23 protein-coding genes and 1 tRNA gene are annotated in these 24,300 nt (G+C 57.7%); 15 read left to right on the top strand and 9 right to left on the bottom strand.

Going from position 1 to position 24,300, the window contains the following annotated elements; translation table 11 throughout:
• Window positions 1-387 precede the first annotated feature (387 nt).
• The 10 genes from GOW40_RS11675 (at window position 388) to GOW40_RS11630 (ending at window position 11,284) form a co-directional block, all read left to right on the top strand.
• Window positions 388-2,361, top strand: a complete 1,974-nt coding sequence (locus GOW40_RS11675) for an AMP-binding protein (RefSeq protein ID WP_254444416.1) — start codon at window positions 388-390, stop codon at window positions 2,359-2,361.
• A 79-nt stretch (window positions 2,362-2,440) separates the two neighbouring features.
• Entirely contained in the window at window positions 2,441-3,259 is an 819-nt protein-coding gene (locus tag GOW40_RS11670; protein WP_171097510.1) for an ABC transporter ATP-binding protein, read from the top strand.
• A gap of 29 nt (window positions 3,260-3,288) precedes the next feature.
• Complete coding sequence (locus GOW40_RS11665) at window positions 3,289-4,275, top strand: branched-chain amino acid ABC transporter permease (protein WP_171132582.1); 987 nt, start codon at window positions 3,289-3,291, stop codon at window positions 4,273-4,275.
• A gap of 2 nt (window positions 4,276-4,277) precedes the next feature.
• Window positions 4,278-4,535: a hypothetical protein gene (locus GOW40_RS11660; RefSeq protein WP_171097514.1), complete on the top strand. Its 258-nt coding sequence runs from the start codon at window positions 4,278-4,280 to the stop codon at window positions 4,533-4,535.
• Between the two features lie 3 nt (window positions 4,536-4,538).
• On the top strand, window positions 4,539-5,615 hold the full coding sequence (locus GOW40_RS11655; RefSeq protein WP_171132580.1) for a branched-chain amino acid ABC transporter permease: 1,077 nt from the start codon (window positions 4,539-4,541) through the stop codon (window positions 5,613-5,615).
• A gap of 76 nt (window positions 5,616-5,691) precedes the next feature.
• Complete coding sequence (locus tag GOW40_RS11650) at window positions 5,692-6,975, top strand: ABC transporter substrate-binding protein (protein WP_171132577.1); 1,284 nt, start codon at window positions 5,692-5,694, stop codon at window positions 6,973-6,975.
• A 76-nt stretch (window positions 6,976-7,051) separates the two neighbouring features.
• Window positions 7,052-7,885: an ABC transporter ATP-binding protein gene (locus GOW40_RS11645; protein WP_171132575.1), complete on the top strand. Its 834-nt coding sequence runs from the start codon at window positions 7,052-7,054 to the stop codon at window positions 7,883-7,885.
• Between the two features lie 19 nt (window positions 7,886-7,904).
• A complete protein-coding gene (locus GOW40_RS11640; RefSeq protein ID WP_171132572.1) occupies window positions 7,905-9,101 on the top strand; it encodes a phenylacetate--CoA ligase family protein in 1,197 nt (398 codons plus the stop codon).
• A gap of 103 nt (window positions 9,102-9,204) precedes the next feature.
• Window positions 9,205-10,869 (top strand): iron ABC transporter permease, encoded by a 1,665-nt coding sequence (locus GOW40_RS11635; protein ID WP_171132570.1) that lies wholly within the window; start codon window positions 9,205-9,207, stop codon window positions 10,867-10,869.
• A gap of 64 nt (window positions 10,870-10,933) precedes the next feature.
• Window positions 10,934-11,284 (top strand): DUF2794 domain-containing protein, encoded by a 351-nt coding sequence (locus GOW40_RS11630; RefSeq protein ID WP_171097525.1) that lies wholly within the window; start codon window positions 10,934-10,936, stop codon window positions 11,282-11,284.
• Window positions 11,285-11,287: 3 nt separating this feature from the next.
• Here GOW40_RS11630 and GOW40_RS11625 read toward each other — a convergent pair whose 3' ends face one another.
• The 3 genes from GOW40_RS11625 to GOW40_RS11615 form a co-directional block, all read right to left on the bottom strand.
• Window positions 11,288-12,154, bottom strand: a complete 867-nt coding sequence (locus tag GOW40_RS11625; protein WP_171132568.1) for a C40 family peptidase — start codon at window positions 12,152-12,154, stop codon at window positions 11,288-11,290.
• A complete protein-coding gene (locus tag GOW40_RS11620) occupies window positions 12,154-13,536 on the bottom strand; it encodes a M17 family metallopeptidase (RefSeq protein WP_171132566.1) in 1,383 nt (460 codons plus the stop codon). The genes GOW40_RS11625 and GOW40_RS11620 overlap by 1 nt, the downstream gene beginning before the upstream one ends.
• A 64-nt stretch (window positions 13,537-13,600) precedes the next feature.
• Window positions 13,601-13,990, bottom strand: coding sequence for a hypothetical protein (locus tag GOW40_RS11615; protein WP_171132564.1), 390 nt, complete (start codon window positions 13,988-13,990; stop codon window positions 13,601-13,603).
• A 144-nt stretch (window positions 13,991-14,134) separates the two neighbouring features.
• On the opposite strand from GOW40_RS11615, the gene GOW40_RS11610 reads away from it, so the two are divergent.
• Window positions 14,135-14,785, top strand: coding sequence for a carbonic anhydrase (locus tag GOW40_RS11610; protein ID WP_171132562.1), 651 nt, complete (start codon window positions 14,135-14,137; stop codon window positions 14,783-14,785).
• Window positions 14,786-14,848: 63 nt separating this feature from the next.
• On the top strand, window positions 14,849-15,385 hold the full coding sequence (locus tag GOW40_RS11605) for an SRPBCC family protein (RefSeq protein WP_171132560.1): 537 nt from the start codon (window positions 14,849-14,851) through the stop codon (window positions 15,383-15,385).
• 14 nt (window positions 15,386-15,399) lie between these two features.
• Here GOW40_RS11605 and GOW40_RS11600 read toward each other — a convergent pair whose 3' ends face one another.
• The 4 genes from GOW40_RS11600 to GOW40_RS11585 all read right to left on the bottom strand — a co-directional run bounded on the left by GOW40_RS11600 (window position 15,400) and on the right by GOW40_RS11585 (window position 19,871).
• Entirely contained in the window at window positions 15,400-16,317 is a 918-nt protein-coding gene (locus GOW40_RS11600) for an endonuclease/exonuclease/phosphatase family protein (RefSeq protein WP_171132558.1), read from the bottom strand.
• Between the two features lie 203 nt (window positions 16,318-16,520).
• Window positions 16,521-17,543: an aspartate-semialdehyde dehydrogenase gene (locus tag GOW40_RS11595; protein ID WP_171097537.1), complete on the bottom strand. Its 1,023-nt coding sequence runs from the start codon at window positions 17,541-17,543 to the stop codon at window positions 16,521-16,523.
• Window positions 17,544-17,638: 95 nt separating this feature from the next.
• Window positions 17,639-18,679, bottom strand: coding sequence for a glycosyltransferase family 4 protein (locus tag GOW40_RS11590; RefSeq protein WP_171132556.1), 1,041 nt, complete (start codon window positions 18,677-18,679; stop codon window positions 17,639-17,641).
• Between the two features lie 19 nt (window positions 18,680-18,698).
• Window positions 18,699-19,871 carry an MFS transporter gene (locus GOW40_RS11585; RefSeq protein WP_171132554.1) on the bottom strand — a complete coding sequence of 391 codons (1,173 nt, stop codon included), beginning with the start codon at window positions 19,869-19,871 and terminating at the stop codon, window positions 18,699-18,701.
• A 134-nt stretch (window positions 19,872-20,005) separates the two neighbouring features.
• Between GOW40_RS11585 and GOW40_RS11580 the strand changes: the two genes are divergently transcribed.
• The gene (locus tag GOW40_RS11580; protein WP_171132552.1) at window positions 20,006-21,151 is read left to right on the top strand and encodes a DUF3095 domain-containing protein; all 1,146 of its coding nucleotides are present in this window, start codon (window positions 20,006-20,008) and stop codon (window positions 21,149-21,151) included.
• A gap of 72 nt (window positions 21,152-21,223) precedes the next feature.
• Window positions 21,224-21,658, top strand: a complete 435-nt coding sequence (gene hpaR / locus GOW40_RS11575) for a homoprotocatechuate degradation operon regulator HpaR (RefSeq protein WP_171132550.1) — start codon at window positions 21,224-21,226, stop codon at window positions 21,656-21,658.
• 51 nt (window positions 21,659-21,709) lie between these two features.
• Here the strand turns inward: hpaR and GOW40_RS11570 are convergent, their stop codons facing one another.
• Entirely contained in the window at window positions 21,710-22,924 is a 1,215-nt protein-coding gene (locus GOW40_RS11570) for a winged helix-turn-helix domain-containing protein (RefSeq protein WP_171132548.1), read from the bottom strand.
• Between the two features lie 4 nt (window positions 22,925-22,928).
• Entirely contained in the window at window positions 22,929-23,954 is a 1,026-nt protein-coding gene (locus GOW40_RS11565; RefSeq protein ID WP_171132546.1) for a LacI family DNA-binding transcriptional regulator, read from the bottom strand.
• A 114-nt stretch (window positions 23,955-24,068) separates the two neighbouring features.
• Here GOW40_RS11565 and GOW40_RS11560 point away from each other — a divergent pair.
• A tRNA-Arg gene (locus GOW40_RS11560) sits at window positions 24,069-24,145 on the top strand.
• The last annotated feature ends 155 nt before the right edge of the window (window positions 24,146-24,300 follow it).

The raw sequence follows: 24,300 nt of genomic DNA, 5'->3' as shown, positions 1-24,300 counted from the left end.
CTGCAGCACCACTGCTTACGACAGCTGAGAGCATTAGGGCCTTAAACCAAGTTATGAATGTGATACTTTTTGTTTTAATTTTCATTTGTTCACCGATCATCGAAAGTTATGTGAAAACCTAATCTAACAAAAAAAGAACCCAGATAGCATCGTGCTTTGGATCCTCCAATCGACTGTTTATCAACTGTTTTCTGAATGCCACCGCAAAATTGAAGTTATCGGAACTTTTTCCATCTCTTTGTTACAATTCGTAAGAATTGAGAAAACATCAGGCAAAACTTGACGCTGATCTTTCCGGTGCTTCTTAATCGAAGCACTGGCGACCGGGCGATAATCCGGCCCGCCGTTTCCGGCCCGGGGAGGGGTCGGATGGGGAGGAGAGAAAGATTGGCTCAGACGCAGTCGGGCGCGGAAGGGATACAATCCCTTCCGGCGCTGCTTCATCGCAATGCGACCCAGTTCGGGGATGCCCCGGCATACCGGGAAAAGGAATTCGGGATCTGGCAATGCTGGACCTGGGCAGAAGCGGCCGAGGAAATCCGCGCTATCGCGCTGGGATTTCTGGAACTGGGCGTTGCGCAAGGCGATCATATCGCTGTCATAGGCCGCAATCGTCCGGCGCACTACTGGTCGATGGTCGCGGCTCAGATGGTGGGTGCGGTGCCGGTGCCTCTGTATCAGGATTCGGTCGCGGAAGAGATGGCCTATGTTCTGGAGCATTGCGGCGCGAAATACGTGGTTTGCGGCGATCAGGAGCAGGTCGACAAAGTTATCGAGATCCAGGAGACCCTGCATCAGGTCAAGCATATCCTCTATACCGACAAGCGCGGGATGCGGAAATACGACCATTCCCAGATGAACGCGCTGGACGACATCATGGCTGAAGGCCGCGCCGGTCACGCGCGGTTTGACGCGGAACTGGATCAGCGCATTGCGGCGATCACCTATGACGATACCTGCGTGATGCTCTATACCTCGGGCACCACAGGCAAGCCCAAGGGCGTAGTACTGTCAAACCGGAACGTGATTGAGAGCGCGAAAAACTCGGCTGAGTTCGATCATCTGACGCGAGATGAGGACATCCTGTCTTACCTGCCGATGGCCTGGGTGGGGGATTTCATCTTTTCCATCGGGCAGGCCTATTGGTGCGGCTTCTGTGTGAACTGCCCCGAAAGCGCCGACACGATGATGACCGATCTGCGCGAGATCGGACCGACCTATTTCTTTGCGCCGCCGCGCGTGTTTGAGACGCAGCTGACCAATGTGATGATCCGCATGGAAGACGCGGGCAAACTGAAGCAGCGCATGTTCCGTCACTTCATGACACATGCAAACAAAGTGGGCGGGTTGCTGTTGGATGGCAAACCAGTGGGTTTTGGTGACCGCCTGAAATACGCGCTGGGCAATCTGCTGGTCTACGGCCCGCTCAAGGATACGCTGGGCTATGGCCGCTTTCGCGTAGGCTATACGGCGGGTGAGGCGATTGGGCCCGAGATCTTTGATTTCTACCGCTCGCTGGGGATCAATCTGAAGCAGCTTTATGGGCAGACCGAAGCGACGGTGTTCATCACGCAGCAACCTGACGGCGAAGTGCGCGCCGATACAGTTGGCGTGCCCGCCCCAGCGGTTGAGCTGAAGATCGATGAGAGTGGTGAAATCCATTACCGGTCACCAGGGGTTTTTGTGGAATATTACAACAACCCGGAATCGACCGCCTCGACCAAAGATGCCGAAGGCTGGGTGGCCACGGGGGACGCAGGGTTTATCGAGGAAAGCTCGGGCCATTTGCGGATCATCGACCGCGCCAAGGATGTCGGCAAGATGGCCGACGGGTCGATGTTTGCGCCGAAATATGTCGAGAACAAACTGAAATTCTATCCCGATATTCTTGAGGTTGTTCTGTTCGGCAACGGCAAGGATCGCTGCGTGGCCTTTATCAATATCGACCTGACGGCGGTGGGCAACTGGGCGGAGCGCAACAATGTGGCCTATGCGTCTTATCAGGAACTGACGGCACATCCGCGTGTGTTAGAGACGATCAAGGGGCATGTCGAAGAGGTCAACCGGTCCATCGCGGCGGATGAGATGCTGTCGGGCTGTCAGGTGCATCGCTTTGTCGTGTTGCACAAGGAATTGGACGCCGATGACGGCGAGATGACGCGGACGCGCAAGGTGCGCCGTCGGTTTGTGGAAGAGAAGTTCCAAGACATCATTGACGCGCTTTATGACGGGTCCGAGAGCGTGTCGACGACAACCGAGGTGACCTATGAGGATGGGCGCAAGGGGTCGATTTCGGCAACGTTGCAGATCATCGACGCGCCGGTTGTGGCCGTGACACAGCATAAGGTTGCGGCGGAATGATGGGCCGTCGCGCGCCGCTCGACCTGCGGTCATCGCCCCGCCCACCGTCCCGTTTTTTACGTATCGCCGGGAGGGGCTGATGCTGGATCAATCTGAAGGATATGTCACCGAAGACGGCCGCAAGATCGGTGGTGTGGTGATGGAGATGAAGAACATCACCCTGCGATTTGGCGGCGTGGTGGCGATCAAGGATATCTCGTTCGACATTCGCGAAGGCGAGATCCGCGCCATCATCGGGCCGAACGGGGCAGGCAAATCCTCGATGCTGAACGTGATCTCGGGCTTTTATGTCCCGCAGGAAGGCGAAGTCTGGTTCCATGGTGCAAAGCGCCCGCAAATGCGGCCGTTTGAGGTGGCGCAACAGGGAATTGCGCGGACCTTCCAGAACATCGCCTTGTTCGAAGGCATGAGTGTTCTGGACAATGTCATGACCGGGCGGCTGAGCTTTATGAAGACCAACATCCTGCAACAGGCCTGGTGGAAGGGAAAAGCCGAGGCCGAAGAGACGGAAAACCGCGAGGCGGTCGAGAAGATCATCGATTTCCTTGAGATCCAGCATATCCGCAAAACGCCTGTGTCGCGGCTGCCCTACGGGTTGAAGAAACGGGTCGAGCTGGCGCGCGCGCTGGCGGCGGAACCCAAGCTCTTGCTGCTGGACGAGCCGATGGCCGGCATGAATGTCGAGGAAAAAGAGGACATGAGTCGCTTTATCCTGGATGTGAATGATGAGTTCGGCACGACCATTGCGCTGATCGAACATGACATGGGCGTGGTGATGGATCTGAGCGACCGCGTGGTCGTCATGGATTACGGGCGCAAGATCGGGGACGGCACGCCAGATGAGGTGCGCAACAACCAAGAGGTGATCGACGCCTATCTGGGGGTCAGCCATGACTGAGGTGCGGGCAGAAATTGGGGGAGGCGCTGATGCCTGAACAACTGATTTTCGCGATGGAGGTCATCCTTAACGGCCTGATGGCCGGGGTGCTTTATGCTCTGGTCGCGCTGGGCTTTGTGCTGATTTACAAAGCGTCGGGGATTTTCAATTATGCTCAAGGGGTTATGGCCCTGTTTGCTGCGATGACGCTGGTTGGGATCATGAATGGGCAGGTGCCGTTTGCGCATCTGATCAATGCGATTTTCGGCACTCATGTGCATTATTTCGGCTGGAACGTGCCGGCATTGCTAGCGATCCTCCTGACCATGGCGGTGATGGTGTTGATGGCTTGGGCGGTGCAGCGCTTTGTCATGCGGCATCTGGTGGGGCAGGAGCCGATCATTCTGTTCATGGCGACCATCGGGCTTGCGTTTTTCCTTGAGGGCGTGGCCGACCTGATGTGGGGGTCCGAGATCAAGACGCTGGATGTGGGGCTGCCGCAGGGGATCAACCTGTGGATCGACGAGACCACATTGCAGATCTTTGACTACGGGTTCTTCATCGACAATCTGGATATTGTGGCGACGATCATTGCGGCGCTGCTGGTGGCCGCGCTGGTGGCCTTTAGCCAATACACCAAGCAGGGTCGCGCGATGCGCGCGGTTGCCGACGACCATCAGGCGGCGCTGTCGGTGGGCATCTCGTTGAACTTCATCTGGATCATGGTCTGGTCCGTGGCGGGTTTCGTAGCCCTGGTCGCGGGGATCATGTGGGGCACCAAATCTGGCGTTCAGTTCTCGCTGAGCCTGATCGCGCTCAAGGCGCTGCCGGTTCTGATGCTGGGCGGGTTCACCTCGATCCCCGGAGCGATCGTGGGCGGTTTGATCATCGGTGTGGGTGAGAAACTGTTCGAATTCGCGCTTGGGCCTGCGCTGGGTGGCGCGACGGAGAATTGGTTCGCCTATGTGCTGGCGTTGATCTTCCTGGTGTTCCGACCGCAGGGTCTGTTCGGCGAGAAGATCATCGAGAGAGTGTAGGCATGACCAAACTCATCGCCATCATCAACGTCGTCGCTTGGGCCGGGTTCTGGGCTTTTGGGTACATCGCGCTGACATCCGATGATCTGACCCAGGGCCAGTTGGTAATTGCGTCGATTTTGGCTTTTGCCGGGCTGATCATGGGTGTTCTGGCGTACATGAAACTGGTGCGCGCCTCGGAGGCGAGCGGATATGCCAAAGGATCCAATCAACTGGACGCTGCTGCCCGCAACCGGGCGCAACAGGAATGGGGAAAGTAATACATGTTCTATCGTGAGGCCGGGGATTTCAAAACATCCTACATCGCCGACAGCCAGACTTTCCCGATCAAGTTTGACCGGTATCGGTACTATGTGGTGTTGGCGGTCGCGTTCGGGATCGTTCCGTTTCTGATCAACGACTATTGGGCAAACGCCCTGCTGCTGCCGTTTCTGATCTATGCCATCGCGGCGATCGGGTTGAATATTCTGGTGGGGTATTGCGGGCAGGTCAGCCTTGGCACCGGCGGCTTCATGGCTGTGGGCGCTTATGCCTGTTACAAGCTGATGACGGCCTTTCCCGATGTCAGCATGTTCATCCATGTCATACTTGCGGGCGGGATCACGGCGTTGGTGGGCGTGTTGTTCGGCCTTCCCAGCCTGCGGATCAAAGGGTTCTATCTGGCGGTTGCCACCTTGGCGGCGCAGTTCTTTCTTGTTTGGCTCTTCAACCGAGTGCCGTGGTTCTACAACTACTCGGCCTCGGGTCAGATCAATGCGCCCGAGCGTGATGTGTTCGGCATCATCATCACCGGCCCAAATGCGCCCGCTTGGGCGACCTATCTGTTCTGCCTGGTTTTCCTGACTGTCTGTGCCATCATTGCGCGCAATCTGACGCGGGGCACCATCGGCCGGACCTGGATGGCGATCCGCGATATGGATATCGCAGCTGAAATCATCGGAGTGAACCCGCTTAAGGCCAAACTGACTGCCTTTGCCGTTAGCTCGTTCTTTGTGGGCATCTCGGGCGCGTTGTTCTTTGCGGTCTATCTGGGCGCGGTCGAAGTGGGCGAAGTTTTCGGCATCCAGAAATCATTTCTGGTCCTGTTCATGATCATCATCGGCGGGCTGGGTTCGATCTTTGGATCCTTCGCCGGGGCGGCGTTCTTGGTGCTGTTGCCGGTGCTTCTGAAACTGATCGGGGTCGATCTGCTTGGATGGCCGACGGATATCGTGGCGCATCTGAACCTGGTGATCGTGGGCGCCATGATCATCATGTTCCTGATCCTCGAACCGCACGGGCTGGCACAGCTGTGGCGTGTCGCGAAAGAGAAACTCAGACTCTGGCCGTTCCCCCATTGACGGGGCCGGCCCAAAGACAAGACGGGCGGCATAAGCCCGTGTTCACCATCGGATCAATCAAGGGAGGAGACACCCGATGAAAAAGAAAATGGCAACCCTGGCGCTGGGCGCGCTGATGGCCGCAGGTCCGGCAATGGCCGACCTTGTGTTCCCCTCGCTCAGCTACCGCACCGGTCCTTACGCAGCGGGCGGTATTCCGTTTGCGGATGGCTATGCCGATTATTTCACTCTGCTGAACGAACGTGACGGTGGTATCGGCGGTGTTCCGGCCCGCGTGATCGAGTGCGAAACCGGTTATAACACCGAAAAAGGTGTGGAATGTTATGAGTCCACCAAAGGTGAGGGCGCGCTGGTCTATCAGCCGCTGTCGACCGGGATCACGTATCAGCTCATCCCCAAAGTGACCGCAGATGGCATTCCGCTGCACACCATGGGGTATGGCCGAACCTCAGCGGCGAATGGCGACGTGTTCAGCCACGTGTTCAACTATCCGGCCAACTATTGGAACGGTGCATCGGGCGCGATCAACTATCTGCTGGACGAAAACGGTGGAGATCTGAGCGGCAAAACAATTGCGCTGGTCTATCATAACTCGGCCTATGGCAAAGAACCGATCCGCACGTTGGAAACTCTGGCCGAAAAACATGGCTATGACCTGACGCTGCTGCCTGTTGACCACCCAGGTCAGGAACAGAAATCGCAATGGCTGCAAATCCGCCGTGAAAAGCCTGACTATGTGATCATGTGGGGCTGGGGCGTAATGAACCAGGTCGCGGTTCAGGAAGCCGCCAATATCCGCTTCCCGATGGAGAACTTCATCGGTGTCTGGTGGTCGGGTGCCGAATTCGACGTTGAACCGGCAGGTGACAAGGCCACCGGCTATAAGGCGCTGACCTTTACCGGTCTGGGCAAGGACTATCCGGTTTATGAAGATCTTCAGAAATACGTCGTTGATGCCGGTAAGGCTGCGGGTGCTGGAGATCAGCTTGGCTCGGTGCAGTACAACCGTGGTCTTTATGCTGCAATGCTGGCCGCCGAAGCTGTGAAAACCGCGCAGGAGATGCATGGCACGGCCGAGATCGACCCGTCCATGATGCGCGATGGGATGGAAGCGCTTGAGATGACCAATGCCAAAATGGAAGCTTTGGGCATGGCAGGTTTCGGCCCCGAGTTCTCGGTGTCCTGTGAAAACCACGGTGGCCCCGGTCTGGTTGGTGTTGTCCAGTGGGATGCGGCAGCTGGAACCTGGAACTCGATCCAGGATTTCAAGCCAACCGATGCCGAAGTCATCAACGCGTTGATCGCAGAGGACTCGGCAGCTTATGCGGCTGAGAACAACATCGAAACACGCTGCAACTGATGAAACCCCAGGGGCGGCGGGCAGCTGCCGCCCCTATCAATCGGCCCGAACAGGGCAGGCTTAAGGACACGCGCTGATGCTTGATGCGGCACAAACCACCGACGTGCAGGCGGAAACCCTGCTTGAGGTCAACAATATCGAGGTGATCTATAACCACGTGATCCTCGTGTTGAAAGGCGTCAGCCTGACCGTTCCCAAGGGCGGTATCACGGCGCTCTTGGGCGGCAATGGTGCGGGCAAGACAACGACCTTGAAAGCCGTATCAAACCTTTTGCATTCCGAACGCGGTGAAGTCACCAAAGGCTCGATCAAGTATCGCGGCGAGAGCGTTCATGAAAGCGATCCGGCTGTTCTGGTAGAAAAAGGTGTAATTCAGGTGATGGAAGGCCGCCACTGCTTCGAGCATCTGACGGTGGAAGAGAACCTGCTGACCGGCGCTTATACGCGCAAAGACGGGGCCGCCGCGATCCAGAAGGATCTGCAACTGGTCTATAGCTATTTCCCCCGCCTTGCAGAACGGCGCAAAAGCCAGGCGGGCTATACCTCGGGCGGGGAACAGCAGATGGTGGCCATGGGCCGCGCCCTGATGTCGCGACCCGAAACCATTCTGCTGGACGAACCTTCGATGGGTTTGGCGCCGCAATTGGTTGAAGAGATTTTCGGCATCGTGAAGGATCTGAACGAAAAGGAAGGCGTGTCTTTCCTGCTGGCGGAACAGAACACCAACGTGGCGCTGCGGTTTGCGCACTACGGATACATCCTGGAATCGGGACGCGTTGTGATGGATGGGCCAGCTGCTGAATTGCGTGAGAACCCGGACGTTAAAGAATTTTACCTTGGCATGTCGGATGAAGGCCGCAAAAGCTTTCGCGACGTACGCTCGTACCGCCGCCGCAAGAGATGGCTGTAAGCGGATGGAGGATATGACAATGACCTATTTCGACGCATTGGAAACCCGCTCTGCCGATGAACGCGCGGCAGATCAACTTACGCGCGTCAAAGACCAGATCGAACGGGCCAGTTCCGTTCCGGGCGCTTGCCGGATCACGGACCACACAGTCGAAACGCTGGATGATCTGGCCAAGCTGCCTGTGCTGCGCAAGTCGGAACTGGCGGCGTGGCAGTCGGAAAACCCTCCGTTTGGTGGGGTTTTTACGTCCAATGTCGCGCATATCTTTCAAAGCCCGGGCCCGATTTATGAACCCGGTGGCATCAGCCATGACTGGTGGCGCATGGGGCGGTTTCTGCACGCGGCAGGCATAGGGTCTGGGGACATCGTCCAGAACTGCTTTGGTTATCATCTGACACCGGCGGGTATGATCTTTGAAAGCGGCGCGCGCGCGGTCGGGGCCACCGTGCTGCCTGCGGGCACAGGTCAGACGGAATTGCAGGTTACCGCCGCCCGTGACATCGGCTGTACCGCCTATGCCGGGACACCGGATTATCTGAAAGTGATTTTGGACAAGGCGGATGCGATGGGCGTCGGGCTCAACTTCTCAAAAGCTGTCGTGGGCGGTGGCGCGCTGTTCCCGTCTCTGCGTCAGGAATATGCGGATCGTGAGATCTCATGCCTGCAATGCTATGCCACCGCCGATCTGGGCAACGTGGCCTATGAAAGCCCTGCGATGGAGGGCATGATCATCGATGAGCATGTCATTGTCGAGATCGTGACCCCCGGCACGGGCACCCCGGTCGCCCCGGGTGAGGTGGGTGAGGTGATCGTCACCTCGCTGAACCCCGACTACCCGCTCATCCGTTTTGCAACCGGCGATCTGTCTGCCGTGATGCCGGGGCAGTCGCCCTGCGGGCGCACCAACCTGCGCATCAAGGGCTGGATGGGGCGCGCGGATCAGACTACCAAGATCAAAGGCATGTTCGTGCGGCCCGAGCAGGTGGCTGCGCTGGTCGACAAACATGACGAGATCGTCAAAGCCCGCGTCATCGCGGCGCGTCAGGGCGAAATGGACACGATGACGGTACAGATCGAAAGCCCGGGTGGTGATGACATGGCCTATGCCAAATCGGTCACCGAAGTGCTGAAACTGAAAGGCGCGATCGAGGTTGTGGCCCCGGGATCCTTGCCCAAGGACGGTTTGGTGATCGAAGATCAGCGCGTTTACGAATAGCGCACGGGTGACGGTGCCATAGAATTGTTGGCGCCCCCACTGGTGTTTCCGACCGTTTTCGTCGAATAAAGGCAGCAACCTGAATTGGGGCTGCCTAAGACGCATGGCCGAAGTCGAATACTCAGAAAACGGGACCCGCAATCGCGGGGCGCTGGGCACCCGCGTGCTTGGCTTTGTGGCCTATGCGGTGGCTGCAGCCTGTCTTCTGCCGATGGTCGCTGTTGCCCTTGCTGCGGTCACTGGCGGAACAGATACCGTCTCACACCTGATCAGCACGGTGCTGCCGGGCTATACGCTGACGACGGCGGTGCTGGTTGTTCTGGTGTCGATCGGCACGTTTTCAATCGGCGTTGGCGCAGCGTGGCTTGTGACGATGACACGGTTTCCCGGTGTACGTTTCTTTGAAATCGCTCTGGTCCTGCCCTTGGCCTTTCCCGCCTATGTGCTGGCCTATGCCTATACGTTCATTCTGGATCACCCGGGCATTGTTCAATCCACATTGCGGCAGGTCACCGGCTGGGGGCCGCGCGACTATTGGTTTCCTGAAATTCGCTCGACCGAGGGCGCAGCCGCGATGCTGGTTTTGGTGCTTTATCCTTATGTATACCTGCTGGCGCGAGCCGCGTTCTTACAGCAAAGCGACCGGGCGTTTCTGGCCGCGCGGGCCTTGGGCAATAGCCCGTGGGCGGCGTTCTGGCGGGTGTCTTTGCCGATGGCGCGACCGGCCATTGCCGGAGGCGTCCTGCTGGCGGTGATGGAGACCATCGCCGATTTTGGCACCGTCTCGTATTTCGGCGTTCAGACCTTTGCCACCGGGATTTATTCCAGCTGGTTTTCACTGGCAGACCGTGCGGCAGCAGCGCAACTGGCGCTGTGTTTGCTGGCTTTTGCGCTGATCATGGCGATGACAGAACGCCAGCAGCGCGGTAAGGCCAAATACTATCAGCAGGGCAAACGCCACGTGGCGGGCGCGGCCTCTCACCTAAAGGGGTGGGGTGCAGCGTTTGCGTTTCTTCTCTGCGCAATACCCGTCTTCCTGGGCTTCGTGCTGCCGGTGATCATTCTGGTGCAAATGGGGCTGGAGTCCGAGCAGAACCTGCTGTCGCGGCGCTATATCGGGTTCATCCAGAACTCTTTGATGCTGGCTGGTATTGCCGCCGTGGTCACGGTTGGGGCGGCCATTTCCATCGGGTTCTTTCAACGCCTCAGACCGGGCAAAGGATCCTCTGCCGCCGCCTATCTTGCCCGTCTGGGCTATGCGGTTCCAGGCGGGGTGATTGCGGTGGGGTTGATTGTGCCCTTTGCCGGGTTTGACAACGCGCTGGACGCCTGGATGCGCAAGACCTTTGATGTGTCGACGGGCTTGTTGGTGACCGGATCCATCTGGCTGCTGATCGGAGCCTATATGGTGCGGTTTCTGGCTGCCGCGCTCAGCGCGTATGAAGGTGGTCAAAGCACGGTTCATGCCAATATGGACGCTGCTGCCCGATCGCTTGGGCAATCGCCGATTGGCACGCTGCGGCGTGTTCACCTGCCGATCCTGACGCCATCACTTCTGACCGCTTTGCTGATCGTGTTTGTCGATGTGATGAAAGAGCTGCCAGCGACCCTGATCATGCGACCTTTCAATTTCGACACGCTGGCGGTGCAGGCCTATCGTCTCGCCTCGGACGAACGGCTTGAGGGCGCGGCAGTGCCGTCATTGGCCATTCTGGCTGTCGGTTTGCTGCCCGTGATCCTGATTTGCCGTCAGGTCGGGCGCAGATGACACCTGCACCCAAATTGTTACCGCCGGGCTTGATTCATTTGTGAATTCCGGCAAGGCTTGTGTCATGAATATGCAGCCTCCCAGCCGGTTTCCCTCACGCCCGGCCCAGATGCCCGTCGCTTTCGACCGGCGAGAGATGTCTCAGATCCTTTCCGTATATGGCCGGATGGTCGCCGCCGGGGAATGGCGGGATTACGGGATATCCAACCTCAAAGATGTGGCAATATTCTCGATCTTTCGGCGCACGGCAGAGCATCCGATCTATCGGGTCGAGAAACACCCCCGCCTGCGCATGCGTCAGGGGATGTATTCGGTGGTGGGGATGGACGGTCGTATCCTGAAGCGCGGCCAGGACCTGACCGCCGTTTTACGGGTGCTGGAACGCAAGCTGATCCGCTCAGTGGACCTGGATTAGAGCCTAAACCGCAGGGTGTCGGCCAAAACCGATCACTGCCCCGAACTCTTTCTGACCGATACGCTGAATGGCTTGGTCCAGAGGCTCGTTGGTGACCGCCATGTGATATGCATTGGCGTGCAACAATGTGCCCGGATCCAGCATCATGCCCACATGACCTTTCCAGAACACCAGATCGCCCCGGCGCAGATCGGTTTTTTGGATAGGTTTGAAGCAGGCTAATTGCATATCGCTGTCGCGCGGGCAGGAAAGGCCACAGGCGTTGAAGGCGGTTTGCATCAGGCCCGAGCAATCAATCCCCAGCGCCGTGTCGCCTCCATAGATATATGGCGTGGTCAGAAAGCTTTCGGCCACCGCTGCCGGGTCGGACGCGCGCCAGTTGATCTTAGCCAGTTGTGTGTCGCGCAGATAAAGCGGTGTTGCGATGTGGCTAGGGTGTTTGATGGGCATCCAGCCTGAGGCGCTTGGCATCGCATCATGCTCAGGCCAGTGTTCCACGCCACAGCCAAAGGGCAGGACCTGTTCATTGGCGTTTTTCGTGACATCGGGATGCTGCAAAGCGACTGCGCGCGGCACGCAGACGCGATGTGTCGGATGGAACTTTGCATGTCCCACATCGGTGTCCACCCACCCGACATATCCATCTTTTTCGCGGTAGCCGAACAGGTGTTTCTGCGTTTTGTCCAGAACAACAAAGGCCTCGCCGCTCAGCAACTGGCATTGCCGTGTGCCTTCGGGATCGTCCAGAATGTCGGTCACAACCCGTTGAAAATACGTCACTTCGCCTTCGGTGAAATGCTCGGCCTCAACCTGACCCTTCAGCGAGCTATGCGCAACCCGGCCATTTGAACGCAGAAGCCGCCTGTCCATCACAGGTCCAGGATTTCCGGCAGAGCGGCCAGTATCGCGCGGGGGCCCTGACCCAATCCGCCTTTGCTGCGCCCGGGTTCTTTGCTGCGTTGCCAGGAATAGATGTCGAAATGCATATAGCGACAGTCGCCCACGAAGCGGCGCAGGAATAGCGCTGCCGTTATCGAACCTGCAAACCCGCCAGAGGGCGCATTGTCCAGATCGGCAATCCCGGGCTCGATCAAGGATTCATAGGGTGTATGAAATGGCATCCGCCAAACCGGGTCAGCGGCCTTGGCTGCCGCGTCGCTGAGCGCTTGGGCCGCAGCATCGTCGTCGGTGTAGAACGGGGCCAGATCCGCGCCCACCGCGACGCGCGCCGCGCCCGTCAGCGTCGCCATTGAGATCACCAGATCCGGGTCACCCTCGGACGCCAGGGTCAGCGCGTCGGCCAGAACCAGACGGCCCTCGGCGTCTGTATTGTTGATCTCAACTGTCAGCCCGTTGCGCGCGGTCAGGATATCACCGGGGCGAAAGGCATCGCCGGCCACCGCGTTTTCAACCGCTGGGATCAGCACCCGAAGCTGCACAGGCAGGTTCAGTGACATGATCATACGCGCCAGCCCCAAAACATTGGCCGCCCCGCCCATGTCTTTCTTCATCAGCCCCATGGCTGCTGCCGGTTTCAGATCCAGCCCGCCGGTATCGAAACAGACACCCTTGCCCACCAAGGTCAGCTTGGGGCCGGCATTGCCCCAACGCATATCGATCAGACGCGGCGCCTGATCCGCAGCGCGGCCGACGGCGTGAATCATCGGGAAATTCTGCTGTATCAGAGCCTCACCTGCGATCACGCCGCAACTTGCGTCAAAGTTTTGCGCCAGATCTTCGGCGGCCTTCTGCAACTGCTCGGGCCCCATATCGGCTGCCGGTGTATTCACCAGATCACGGGTCAGCCCCTCGGCTGCGGCCAAAGCTTCGATCAGGTCTGAGTCAACCGTATCCGGAGCAATCAGCCGTGCATTGGCAACCGACTGGGCGGCATACCGATCAAAGGTATAACCGGTCAGCAACCATCCCAGACACTCGACCTCGGCGACGTCAGTGGGCAGGCCCGAAGCAATCCGGTAGGTGCCTTCGGGCAGAGCCTGAGCCGCAGCGGCCAGAGGGAACCGTTTGCGCGCCCGGCTTGCGGCTGTTCCGTACCCGGCTAGCGCATATTTCGGTGCCCCATCGCCACGCGGTATCAACAGAACCTGCCCTAAACCACCTGAGAACCCATTGGCGCCGACCCAGATCTGGATTTGATCTGGTTGGTCGGCCAGCCAGCGCTCCATTTCCGATTGGGCAATGATATGCAGGTCGATGGCCGTGTCTGAAGCTGGGGCGAAGGTGAGGGGCATGGGGGATCCGGCTGGTTTTGTGCTGCGCTCACACTAGCCGCCCACACTGCATCGGCAACCCCCGTTAGACAGAAAGGTCCTGTTGGTCCCAAACCGCTGTCAGCGATTTTTCACCCACGCGGATCAGACGATTGAGCGTGGCCCCAGTGCCCACGGCATCCCCGGCTTCGACCGTGTGCACCACGTCGCTGGCAACGCGGGCCAACACGGTCATTCCAGCCTGGTCGGCGATAGCGACCAGCGAGCGCGCGCATTTGCGCAGCTCGGTCCAGTCGCGCTGCCGCCAAAACCGCTCGCAATGGGAAATCCGCACGGCCAGCTCTTCAATGGTGCGGCACAGCACATCAATCGCGTTGGTGTCCCCCAGATGAGCGCACAACCCCTTTAGCCTATCCGGATCAAGGCGTACGGATTCCTTTTGTACAAGTGTGATTATCTTTTCCACCACATTCACCCCAATGTCTTATGCCCCCACGGCACAGTGGCGATATTGAGTGCAATGGGTTTGCAAAACCTTGCGGTGAATACGGATAATGTCTCGAATTTTGCGAGAATTCAGGTTACAGCGGCCCTTAGTGCGAAGTTCAAGGATGACAAGATGGAATTTGCCAAACCATTGCCGACCTATCTGACGAAGCGGTATCAAGGCTGGAAAGCCACAACCTTTTCGGAAAACCAGGGGTGGTATAAACGTTTGGCAACGGAAGGGCAGCGCCCGCGTGCCATGGTGATTTCGTGCTGCGACAGCCGGGTGCACGTGACCTCAATGTTTGGTGCGGATCAGGGCGACTTTTTCATCCATCGCAACATTGCCAATCTGGTGCCGCCCTATCTTCCGGATGGGGATCACCACGGCACAAGTGCTGCGATTGAATATGCTGTGACCGCTTTGAAAGTGTCGCACCTGATCGTGTTGGGACATTCGCAATGCGGCGGCATTCAGGGCTGTATCGACATGTGCAAAGGCCATGCGCCACACCTGGAAGCGAAAGAAAGCTTTGTTGGGCGTTGGATGGATATCCTCAAGCCGAAATACGATCTGGTCTCGGATATCGAAGACCCTCAGGAACAAGCCCGCAACTTCGAGCGTCAGGCCGTCGTCGCCTCACTTGAAAACCTGATGACCTTCCCGTTTGTCGCGGACGCGGTGAAAGAGGGTGAGCTGAGCCTGCATGGTCTGTGGACCGATATCGGCGAAGGGGGTTTGCAATGCTATGACCCGCAGCAAAAGGCCTTTGTCTCGGTCTAGGCTGTAGGATTCGCCTTCGGTCCATGTATCATCCCGGCATAACACCGGATTCGGAGTGGTTTCATGAGACTGATTAAGCGAATATTTGGTTTTCTTTTGGTTCTTATCCTGGCTCTTGTGGGCATATCCTATTTGCTGCCCGGCAAGGCCGAAGTGTCGCGCAGCATAGCGATCAATGCCCCTGCGGATGCGATCTTTCCCTATGTGAACTCGATGCAAGAGACGGAAAAATGGTCACCCTGGCTGTCACGCGACCCGGAAACGCAACTGAGCTATAGCGGCCCCGAGGCCGGAGTGGGCAACACTCTCAACTGGAGCTCTGAACACCCTCAGGTCGGCACGGGTTCGCAAGAGATCGTCGAAAGCGTCGAGAACGAGTTGGTTAAGACCGCGCTGGATTTTGGTCCGATGGGCAAAGCGACGGCTTCGTTTCAATTGCAGCCGGAAGGAAGTGAAACCCTCGTGACATGGGGCTTCGAATCCGATCTGGGGCTTAACCCGATGTCGCGCTGGATGGGCCTGATGATGGATGGATGGGTCGGTGGCGATTATGAGCGTGGTTTGGAAAATTTGAAAACCATGGTTGAAAGCCAAGGTTAAGGTGCGAAAAGGCTCTAATTCAGCTTGAAGCGGGCGAGTTTGCCCAAGTGGTCCGATCCCATATAGGGGCGCAGCTCGATCGTGCCCCGGGTACCTTCAGGCAGCAGGATATTGTCAATCGACAGGGGCAGGAATGTGCCCCCTAAGTAATGGGTGTTCTCAATGGTGCCGAACAGTTCGTTTCCGGCGGCCTCGGCGATCCGGCGCACGCTTGCGCCCCAAGGCACCATGTTGAAGTCACCGGCGATCACAACCGGCGCGTCCAGGGCTGAAATGGTCTCTACCGCCTCTTTGGTCTGTTCGAATTGTTCGAAGGGAAAGGGCCAGTCCAGATGTACGGACACGGCCCAGATTTCCTGACCGTCTGGTGCGATCACTTTCATCCCGGCCAAACCACTTCCCTCGGTACAGAACTCGGTCCCCTCGACCACAGGCAGTTGCGTCAGGACAACGACGTGCTGATCGGGGCGAAACTGGCAAAATACGCGGTTTGGAAAAAACGCGAACATGTTGGCCATGTATTCGCGGTTATGGGCCGAGACCTCTTGCAGCGCGACGATATCGGCATCTGAGGCGATGATGTCATCGGCCAGAGAATAACGCGGCCAGGCCTTTTGCAGCAGGTTCTTTTGATAAAGGGTCAGGCAGGTGTCATCGCAATCACCTGACGGCCCCCTGAGATCGCCAAGGATCGAACCAAAAGCAAGCGCGGAAAACAGAACCGAAACCAGGGCCAGACGTATCGACCGAAGCAACACGAATGCAAGCGCGCACAGCAAAAGCAACGCACCGGCCTGCGGGCGCAAGATCGCCAGCGAGTCTCCTACACTCAGAAACCGCCCGGTGAATCCGGCCAACACCAGCGCAATCAGCAAGACGCAGAAAACCACAAGCAGGGTATGCCACCGGGTATTGCCTGTGAAAACCGCCATATACTGCCTCGATTGCCCCGCTTGGATTGTATGACGCGGGTTATTGAGCTTTTGGAACCGAATGGTCTGCCTTACCCGTCAGGTGACGCGACACCAAGGGTTTGTCAAGAATTGCATTAGAGCTGCTATGCCAAGGTCAAATCTGATCAACAAAAAAGCCGCTTCTAGGCGAAGCGGCTTAAGTGGGTTGCAGAATATCAACCTTAACCCTTTTTCAGAACCTCGCGGCCCAGAAGTTCGGCGATCTGTACCGCATTCAGCGCAGCACCTTTACGCAGGTTGTCTGAGACGCACCACAGGTTCAGGCCGTTTTCGATGGTTGAATCCTGGCGGATGCGGCTGATGAAGGTGGCGAAATCGCCTGCGCTTTCGATGGGCGAGACATAACCGCCGTCTTCGCGCTTATCGATCACCATGATGCCGGGGGCCTCGCGCAGGATGTCGCGGGCTTCGTCTTCGTCCAGGAATTCCTCGAACTCGATATTCACGGCCTCGGAATGGCCCACAAAGACTGGAACGCGGACGCAGGTGGCAGTGACCTTGATCGACGGATCGACGATCTTTTTGGTCTCGACCACCATCTTCCACTCTTCCTTGGTCGAGCCGTCTTCCATGAAGACATCGATCTGCGGAATGACGTTGAAGGCGATCTGCTTCTGGAACTTCTTGGGTTCAACCTCTGTGGTCGGGTTGTAGATGGCTTTGGTCTGATCCCACAGCTCATCCATCCCGTCTTTACCGGCACCAGAAACCGACTGATAGGTCGACACAACCACGCGCTTGATCTTGGCGCGGTCATGCAGCGGTTTCAGTGCGACAACCATCTGCGCGGTCGAGCAGTTGGGGTTGGCGATGATGTTTTTGTTCTTATAGTCGTGGATCGCTTGCGGGTTGCATTCGGGCACGATCAACGGAATTTCGGGGTCATAGCGATAGAGCGAGCTGTTATCGATCACCACGCAACCCGCCGCAGCCGCCTTGGGGCCATAGGTTTTGGTTGCGTCCGAGCCGATGGCAAACAGCGCCATGTCCCAGCCGGTAAAGTCAAACGTGTCGATGTCCTGGGTCGTCAGTGTCTTGTCGCCAAAGCTCACCTCTGTTCCCAGCGAACGACGGCTTGCCAGTACGGCAATTTCATCGACGGGGAACTGGCGTTCTGCCAGGATGTTCAGCATTTCGCGGCCCACATTGCCTGTGGCGCCGGCGACAACGACGCGATAGCCCATTTCATGTCTCCAAAGTTAAGGACGCGCGTTCATAGCCGCGTTGCAGCAAAGAAAAAAGGGCAATCGGTGTGGATTTCGCCGAATTGACGCCGATTTTAACCGGTTCTTTCGCCCAACAGCGTCTGATAGAGGGCCACCAGCGTTTTTGCTTCACCATTGATGTCGAAATTCTCTTCGACATGGGCACGGGAAGCCTGGCCGGACAGTGCAAGGGAATCGCGGTTCTCCAGCATCTCTGCCGCGGCGTTGGTCATTTCCGATATGTTGCCGGGTTCGACTATGCGCCCCACTGAAACGTCTGTCACGATCTCGGAAAATGCGCCAACATCCGTCGCGACCACAGGCACGCCGCAGGCCATAGCCTCAAGCGGGGTCAGACCGAACCCTTCCCAACGTTGCGGAGCGATGAACAGATCCAGCACCTGATACCATTCGGCGATCTGATCCACTGTGACCTCGGGCTTGAACAGGATACGATCAGAAAGCCCTGCGGCGGTGACCTTGTCTTTCAGCTCTGCCAGAAAGCCCGTGTGCTTTTCGGTCGCGCGGCCCATCACGATGCCCGAGAGATCATCGAAACGTCCACAAAGCTCGATCATGGTATCAACGAAAGCGTCCGTGCCCTTCTGATGGCGGATGCGACCATAGCAGCCAAGCACAAGCCCATTCGGCAGGCCCAACCGCGAACGCAGCGCGGCTTTGTCCTGCGGCGGGGTGAAGTCCTGAAGATTGATGCCGTGCAGGATGACCTGAGCATCGCGCTCCAGATACCCGGCGGTCTTGCGCGAGGTCGCTACAAGCGCGTCCATCTTGCCGATCAGCCATTTGGTATAGCCGGTATGTGCCCGTTGCGAAGCGCTGGTGAACAGCAGCTTGAGCCGCAATCGCAGGACGTCGCGCAGGATCAGGCCCAGCAACATCTCGGTATTGCGGCGGGCGTGCCAGACCCGCAGGGTTTTACGTGATAGAAATGGCAGGCGGCTTAGTGGGATATGCGGGATATCATCCGGCAGACCGGGCCCGGTGGCAGCGATGTCGATCCACTGCGCCTGGAGCGGCACCAGCCGCGCTATCGTTGCAGTGACGCCCGACAGTCTGCGCTTGAGATTGGGGGCAATGACAACCGGGTCTTTCACGCAGGTCTCCTGAGTATGATCAGTCCAGGCTGTCGCGGCTGAACAGATAGATCAAACAGCCGATCGCCAGCGCGACAGCGAAAAAGCTGAATATCGCTGTGTAGGGTGCGGTTGGGCTGATGTCTACCGTTGCCGCGTGGATACGACCGGTTGCGAATTGGGCGATCCCCACACCGCCAATGCCAAAGAGGTTCAGCAGCGTAACCCCACGCCCGACCAGATGGGGCGGGATGAAGGCACGACCATGCGCCATGATGACAGGAAAAGACGCCCCGGTGAAACCTATGACCGCGGCCAGCGCAATGGAAATCCAGACAGCGTTCTGTATCCAGATGCACAGCAGCACCAAGGCAAGGACGCTCAGCGCGTTGCCGCCAAAGATCACCCATTTTCGGGTCTGTAAAAGGCGATCAAGCGGCCCATAGGAGAATGTGCCCGCGATCATCGCGGCACCCATGACCAAAGTGGCCTGACCGATCTGGGTGATGTTTAGGTCAAAGACATCTCGCAAATAGGGCCCGATCCACAGACCTCGGAGCGCGGCAGAGGGCACATAGGCGACCAGCATCAAGGGCAAGATCGTCCAAAGCGCGGGCTGCTTGAGCAAATCCAGCAGCGAGCCTTTATGTTCGGTCACAACCTTTTCGGGGTCACGCACCGTTGCCCAGATCGCGATAGCGATGATCGCCGAGATGACAGCTAACCCCGTCAATGTACCGCGCCAGCCAATCCATTCCACCGCCAATGCGGTCGGGTAGGAGGCAACCAGGTTGCCGACCGAGCCAACTCCTAACATAACCGCTGCCAGCGTGGCGAATTTTGCCGGAGGATATTCGCGGGCGAAGATGAAATACGAGGCCATTAGGACGGGTGAGCATCCAACCCCGATCAGGGCCATCGCAAGGCTGACATGAAACGGTGTACTGGCCATGGCAAACAAGGCTGCCCCTCCGGCACCACCGATCATCAGCAGAACCGCCGAGCTTTGCCGGGGACCAACGCGGTCAAGCGCCCATCCGACCGGGATCTGCATAGCAGCAAAGACCAGGAACCAAAGCCCGGAGGCAAAAGCCAGATCCTCGGGTGTGGCGCCGATATCGCGGCCAAGATCCACCGTCAGAACAGCCAGAAACGCGCGAAAAAACTGGCTGAGGACGTAAGCCAGACATAATACAATCAAACCTGCCTGCATCTTTGTCCTCCTTGTCTGCATGCTTTGCATGTCTGAGGAACGTGCACAAGCGCGTGCAATTTGCTGCCGGAGGCTGACAACATTCACAATTGCTCTAGCTTTTTCAGCATTTACACCTCACCGTTGAGAGACCCATGACCAACGCGATTTCAGACTTTTACGACTCGGTTCCCGTGACACGTGACTTTCTGGGTCTCAGTAACCCTGCGGCCTTTACACCTGTGCCCGACGATTGGGTCCTGGGTGTCGCGGATATCGTCAACTCGACCGGCGAGATCGCAAACGGGCGCTATAAGGTTGTGAATATGGTCGGGGCTGCCGTGATTTCCGCCATGATCAATGCGATGGATGGAAAGCTGTTTCCCTACGTGTTTGGCGGGGATGGTGCAGGATTTGCGATCCCTGCTTCTGATTCAGAGGTCGCGCGCGAGACATTGGCCAAATTGCGCAGTTGGGCCCAAGAGGAATTCGGTATTTCGCTAAGAGCAGCACTGGTTCCTGTAACCGAGATTCGATCTGCAGGGCGCGATCTGCGCGTGGCGCGTCATGCGCCCTCATCCGGGGTTGATTATGCCATGTTTTCGGGGGGTGGGCTGGCCTGGGCAGAGCAGCAGATGAAAGCTGGAACAATCGGGGTGCAACCGGCCGAAGACGATGCGCTGCCAGACCTGACTGGCCTGTCGTGCCGATGGTCCAACAGTCCGGCGCAAAATGGACAGATCGTGTCTGTTGTGATTCAGCCGACAGACAGAGCAACCGAAAGCGACTTTGCCGATCTGGCACAGTCCGTCGTTGCGGCCTCGGAAGGTCTGAGACGTGCCGGACATCCGGTTGCCGAACAGGGGCCGCCGATGAAGTGGCCACCGCCCGGTGTAACGCTGGACGCGCATGTGTCGCGTGCTGGGCGTAATTTAAAGCTCCACAAGATGCGGTTGTTATTCGAAAACCTGATGATCAGGGGGTTGTTTAAGTTCAAAATCCGCCTGGGTTCGTTTGAGCCTGTGCGGTATCAACGCATGGTCAGCGAAAACGCGGATTTCCGTAAGTTCGATGACGGTCTGAAGATGACATTGGATTGCGATTCAGAAACTCTGGCCCGGATCACCCAAATGTTGGATCGCGCAAAAACCGAAGGCAAGATCACCTATGGTCTGCACGCCCAGACCGAAGCAATGATGACCTGCTTTGTTCCGTCTGCGATGCGCGACGATCACGTTCATTTCGTGGATGGTGCGTCTGGAGGATATGCACAGGCCGCAGCTGAAATGCGCTCGAAATAGGCTCTAATTCGGGCTTCTTCTCTTCACAAATTCGAGATTTTGAAGATACCCGCGAGTGATGTAGAATCGCGTATGGCCGGTAAACTGCCCCTGACGTCTCGATCCTTGCCGATCGCGTTGCTGCGTGCTCGGGAAAAGGTGATGGGTCCCATACGTGCAACACTGACAGATGCGGGTGTGACCGAGCAACAATGGCGTGTCCTGCGCGTTCTGAACGAGCAAGGCCCGATGGAACCCACGCAAATTGCCGAACAAGCCTGTCTTTTGCTGCCAAGCCTGACGCGTATTCTGCGTAAATTGGAACAAAAAGGTCTGATCGACCGACACCCGGACGTGCAGGATCGGCGCCGGCAGAAGATCCAGATCAGCCGCAAGGGGTTGAATGTCATCGAAGCAAATCTGACCGCAATCCTGGCGCAGGCCGACCGTGTGCGCGAAGCGCTGGGCCCGGATCGACACGAATTGCTGCTGGATCTTCTGGGTGATTTCAATACGCTTGAAAGCTGATCTTGCGCTTCGAATGGGTCGCGTGCGCGTTCCGCTGAACCTCAAATGTCGCTAAACAGGGTCCCGTAACCAGCCATCCAGAAATACGACCTTGTCCAAGCCTACAAACCTCCGGACCCGATCCAGCTCGGACTCGAGACGTTTGGTGCGAGCGTCAGACCAGCGGATTTTCCGTTCAGGCCATACGGCCTTTATGCTCAGTTCAGAAGCATCGCGCTGGGCTTTCATATCAATCCGCCCAATCAGGCGATCCCCTTCCAAAAGCGGAAAGACGTAATAGCCATAGATGCGCTTGGCTTCGGGCACAAACACCTCAATGCGATAGTAAAAGCCAAACAGGCGCTCGGCCCTGTGACGATCCCTGAGCATCGGATCAAAGGGGCTGAGAACGCGGATACGCCCAGGCGGTGGCGGTACCGCTTGCGCGGTGGCCACAGCCTCGGGTCTGGCAAAGCATTTGCGCAGACGACCATCTGCGCATTCAACCTCGATTTCTTGAATTTCGCCCTTTGTTAGAGCATGAACACACCAGAGTTTCGCTTCGGCTGGCGCAACGGAATCCCAAAAGGCCGCGATCTCGCCTGACGTGGCAAAGCCAAGCCGATCCAGCGCCGCATTGCACAGCCAATCGACCGTTCGGTCTGCATCACAGGGCAAGACACCGGGACAAAGATGCTGTTCGATCACTCGTTCGGTCAGGTCAAAGTGCTTTTGAAACCCGACCCGCCCCACGACGGTCAGAGCGCCAGACCGCCACAGATACTCCAGAGCGGTTTTCGATGGGTGCCAATCCCACCAACCACCGGATGTCTTTTCCTCATCCTTGCCGACATCAGATGAACAGACGGGCCCGTGGTCTTGGATATGGCGCAAGACGGTCTGAAAGCGTTCCTCATACCCGTCACGACGCCAGTTTTTCCATCGCGCTCGAAGCTTTTGTGCATCGCGCTGAAACCGTAAATGCCAATGCGGGTAGAACGCCATCGGAATGACAGCGGCATCATGGGTCCAGTGTTCGAACAGCGCTTTGTCGCTTTCGTACAGGCGTTTTAGGTTCTTTGGCCGGTAGGACGGGCGGCGCGAGAACAAGATCATGTCATGCGCCCGCGCGACGGTGTTGATACTGTCCAGTTGAACAAATCCCAACCGGTGGATTAATTCCAGCAGATCCGCACCCTTGGCACCGCCCGAGGGTTGCTCGGCCAGCGCATGGTGGTGCATGAAAAGGGCCCGTGCGGCCCGGTTGTCCAGTCGCGGTAGCGCCAAGCGTCTAGCGCCGCTTCAACGTATCGCCAAAGTTGATCTTGGGCGTCAGGGTCACGCGGGTTTCAACCTCGGCCTCCGGATCCTCAAGCTGTGCCGCGATGATCTGCGCCGCGTTGCGCCCGATTTCCAGACGGCAGGCATCCATCGTGGCCAGCTTGCGCGGCAGCCCTTGCAGCAGTTCGACATTGTTAAACCCGGCCAGACCAATCTGACCGGGCACATCAATACCCTGTTCCAGCAGATACAACAGCCCACCCGCACCGATCATGTCGTTCGAGTAATACAGAAAATCCAGATCAGGCGAGCGTTCCAGCATGGATTGCGTCATCTCTCGCCCTTTTGCCAGGGCCGAGCCGCCGGAATAGAACTCGCGATCTTCGATTTCGATCCCGTTCTTGCCCAGAACTTCGGTAAAGCCTTCAAACCGTTTGCGGGCGCGGTGATCCAGCGGCATTTTGGTGCCCATGAACCCGATATGCTGATACCCGGCTTTCAGAATCGCCTGCGCCATTTCGCGCCCGGCGCGCCGGTGCGATATACCAACCATCGCGTCCACCGGTTTACCATCTGTATCCATGATCTCGACCACCGGAATACCAGCCGCATCCAGCATGGCGCGCGACGCCTCGGTATGCTCCAGCCCCGCGATGATCACCCCAGACGGACGCCAGGATAGCATCTCGTACAGAACTTTCTCTTCTTTTTCAGGAAGATAATCGGTGACGCCGACCACGGGTTGTAGCTCGGTATCTTCCAGAATCTGGTTGATGCCGGTCAGAACCTCAGGAAACACCATATTCGACAGTGACGGGATGATAACCGCAACCAGGTTCACCCGGCTCGATGCCAAGGCACCTGCTATCTTGTTGGGCACATAGCCCAGCTCTTTCGCCGCGGCCAGAACCCGAGTGCGCGTGGCATCAGACACATCGCCTCGATTGCGCAACACCCGGCTGACCGTCATTTCGGATACTCCGGACGCTTCTGAAACATCACGAAGGGTAAGCGGGCGTTTTGTGTCTGTCGTCACCGGAGGACCTGCGTCGTTGTTTTGTCCGATGCTATCGTAAACAAGGCAAACTGTTCAATACTCGAGCAAAGCCGATGACATCGCCGAAAAAGCCGGTTACAGACATCGACGCGCGGCCCCGTGGCTCAACTGGATAGAGCAGCCCCCTCCTAAGGGGCAGGTTGCAGGTTCGAATCCTGCCGGGGTCGCCAGGCGATCTTCAAAACTATGTGGTGTCTTTGCCTTGGGGTCCGTATGCGTTGGTCGTCGGCGCGTCGCCTGTTTCGCAGTGTGAACCTGCTCTACCGCTGCGGTTCGGGCTCACGAAATCTCATTGTCGATGGCAACAGCAAGAAACCGAGCGCGA

It is taken from the genome of Ruegeria sp. HKCCA6707 (assembly GCF_013033515.1).
Taxonomy (GTDB): Bacteria; Pseudomonadota; Alphaproteobacteria; order Rhodobacterales; family Rhodobacteraceae; genus Ruegeria.
The sequence above is the reverse complement of the archived record's forward strand: the minus strand, read 5'-3'. Positions and strand labels throughout refer to the sequence as shown.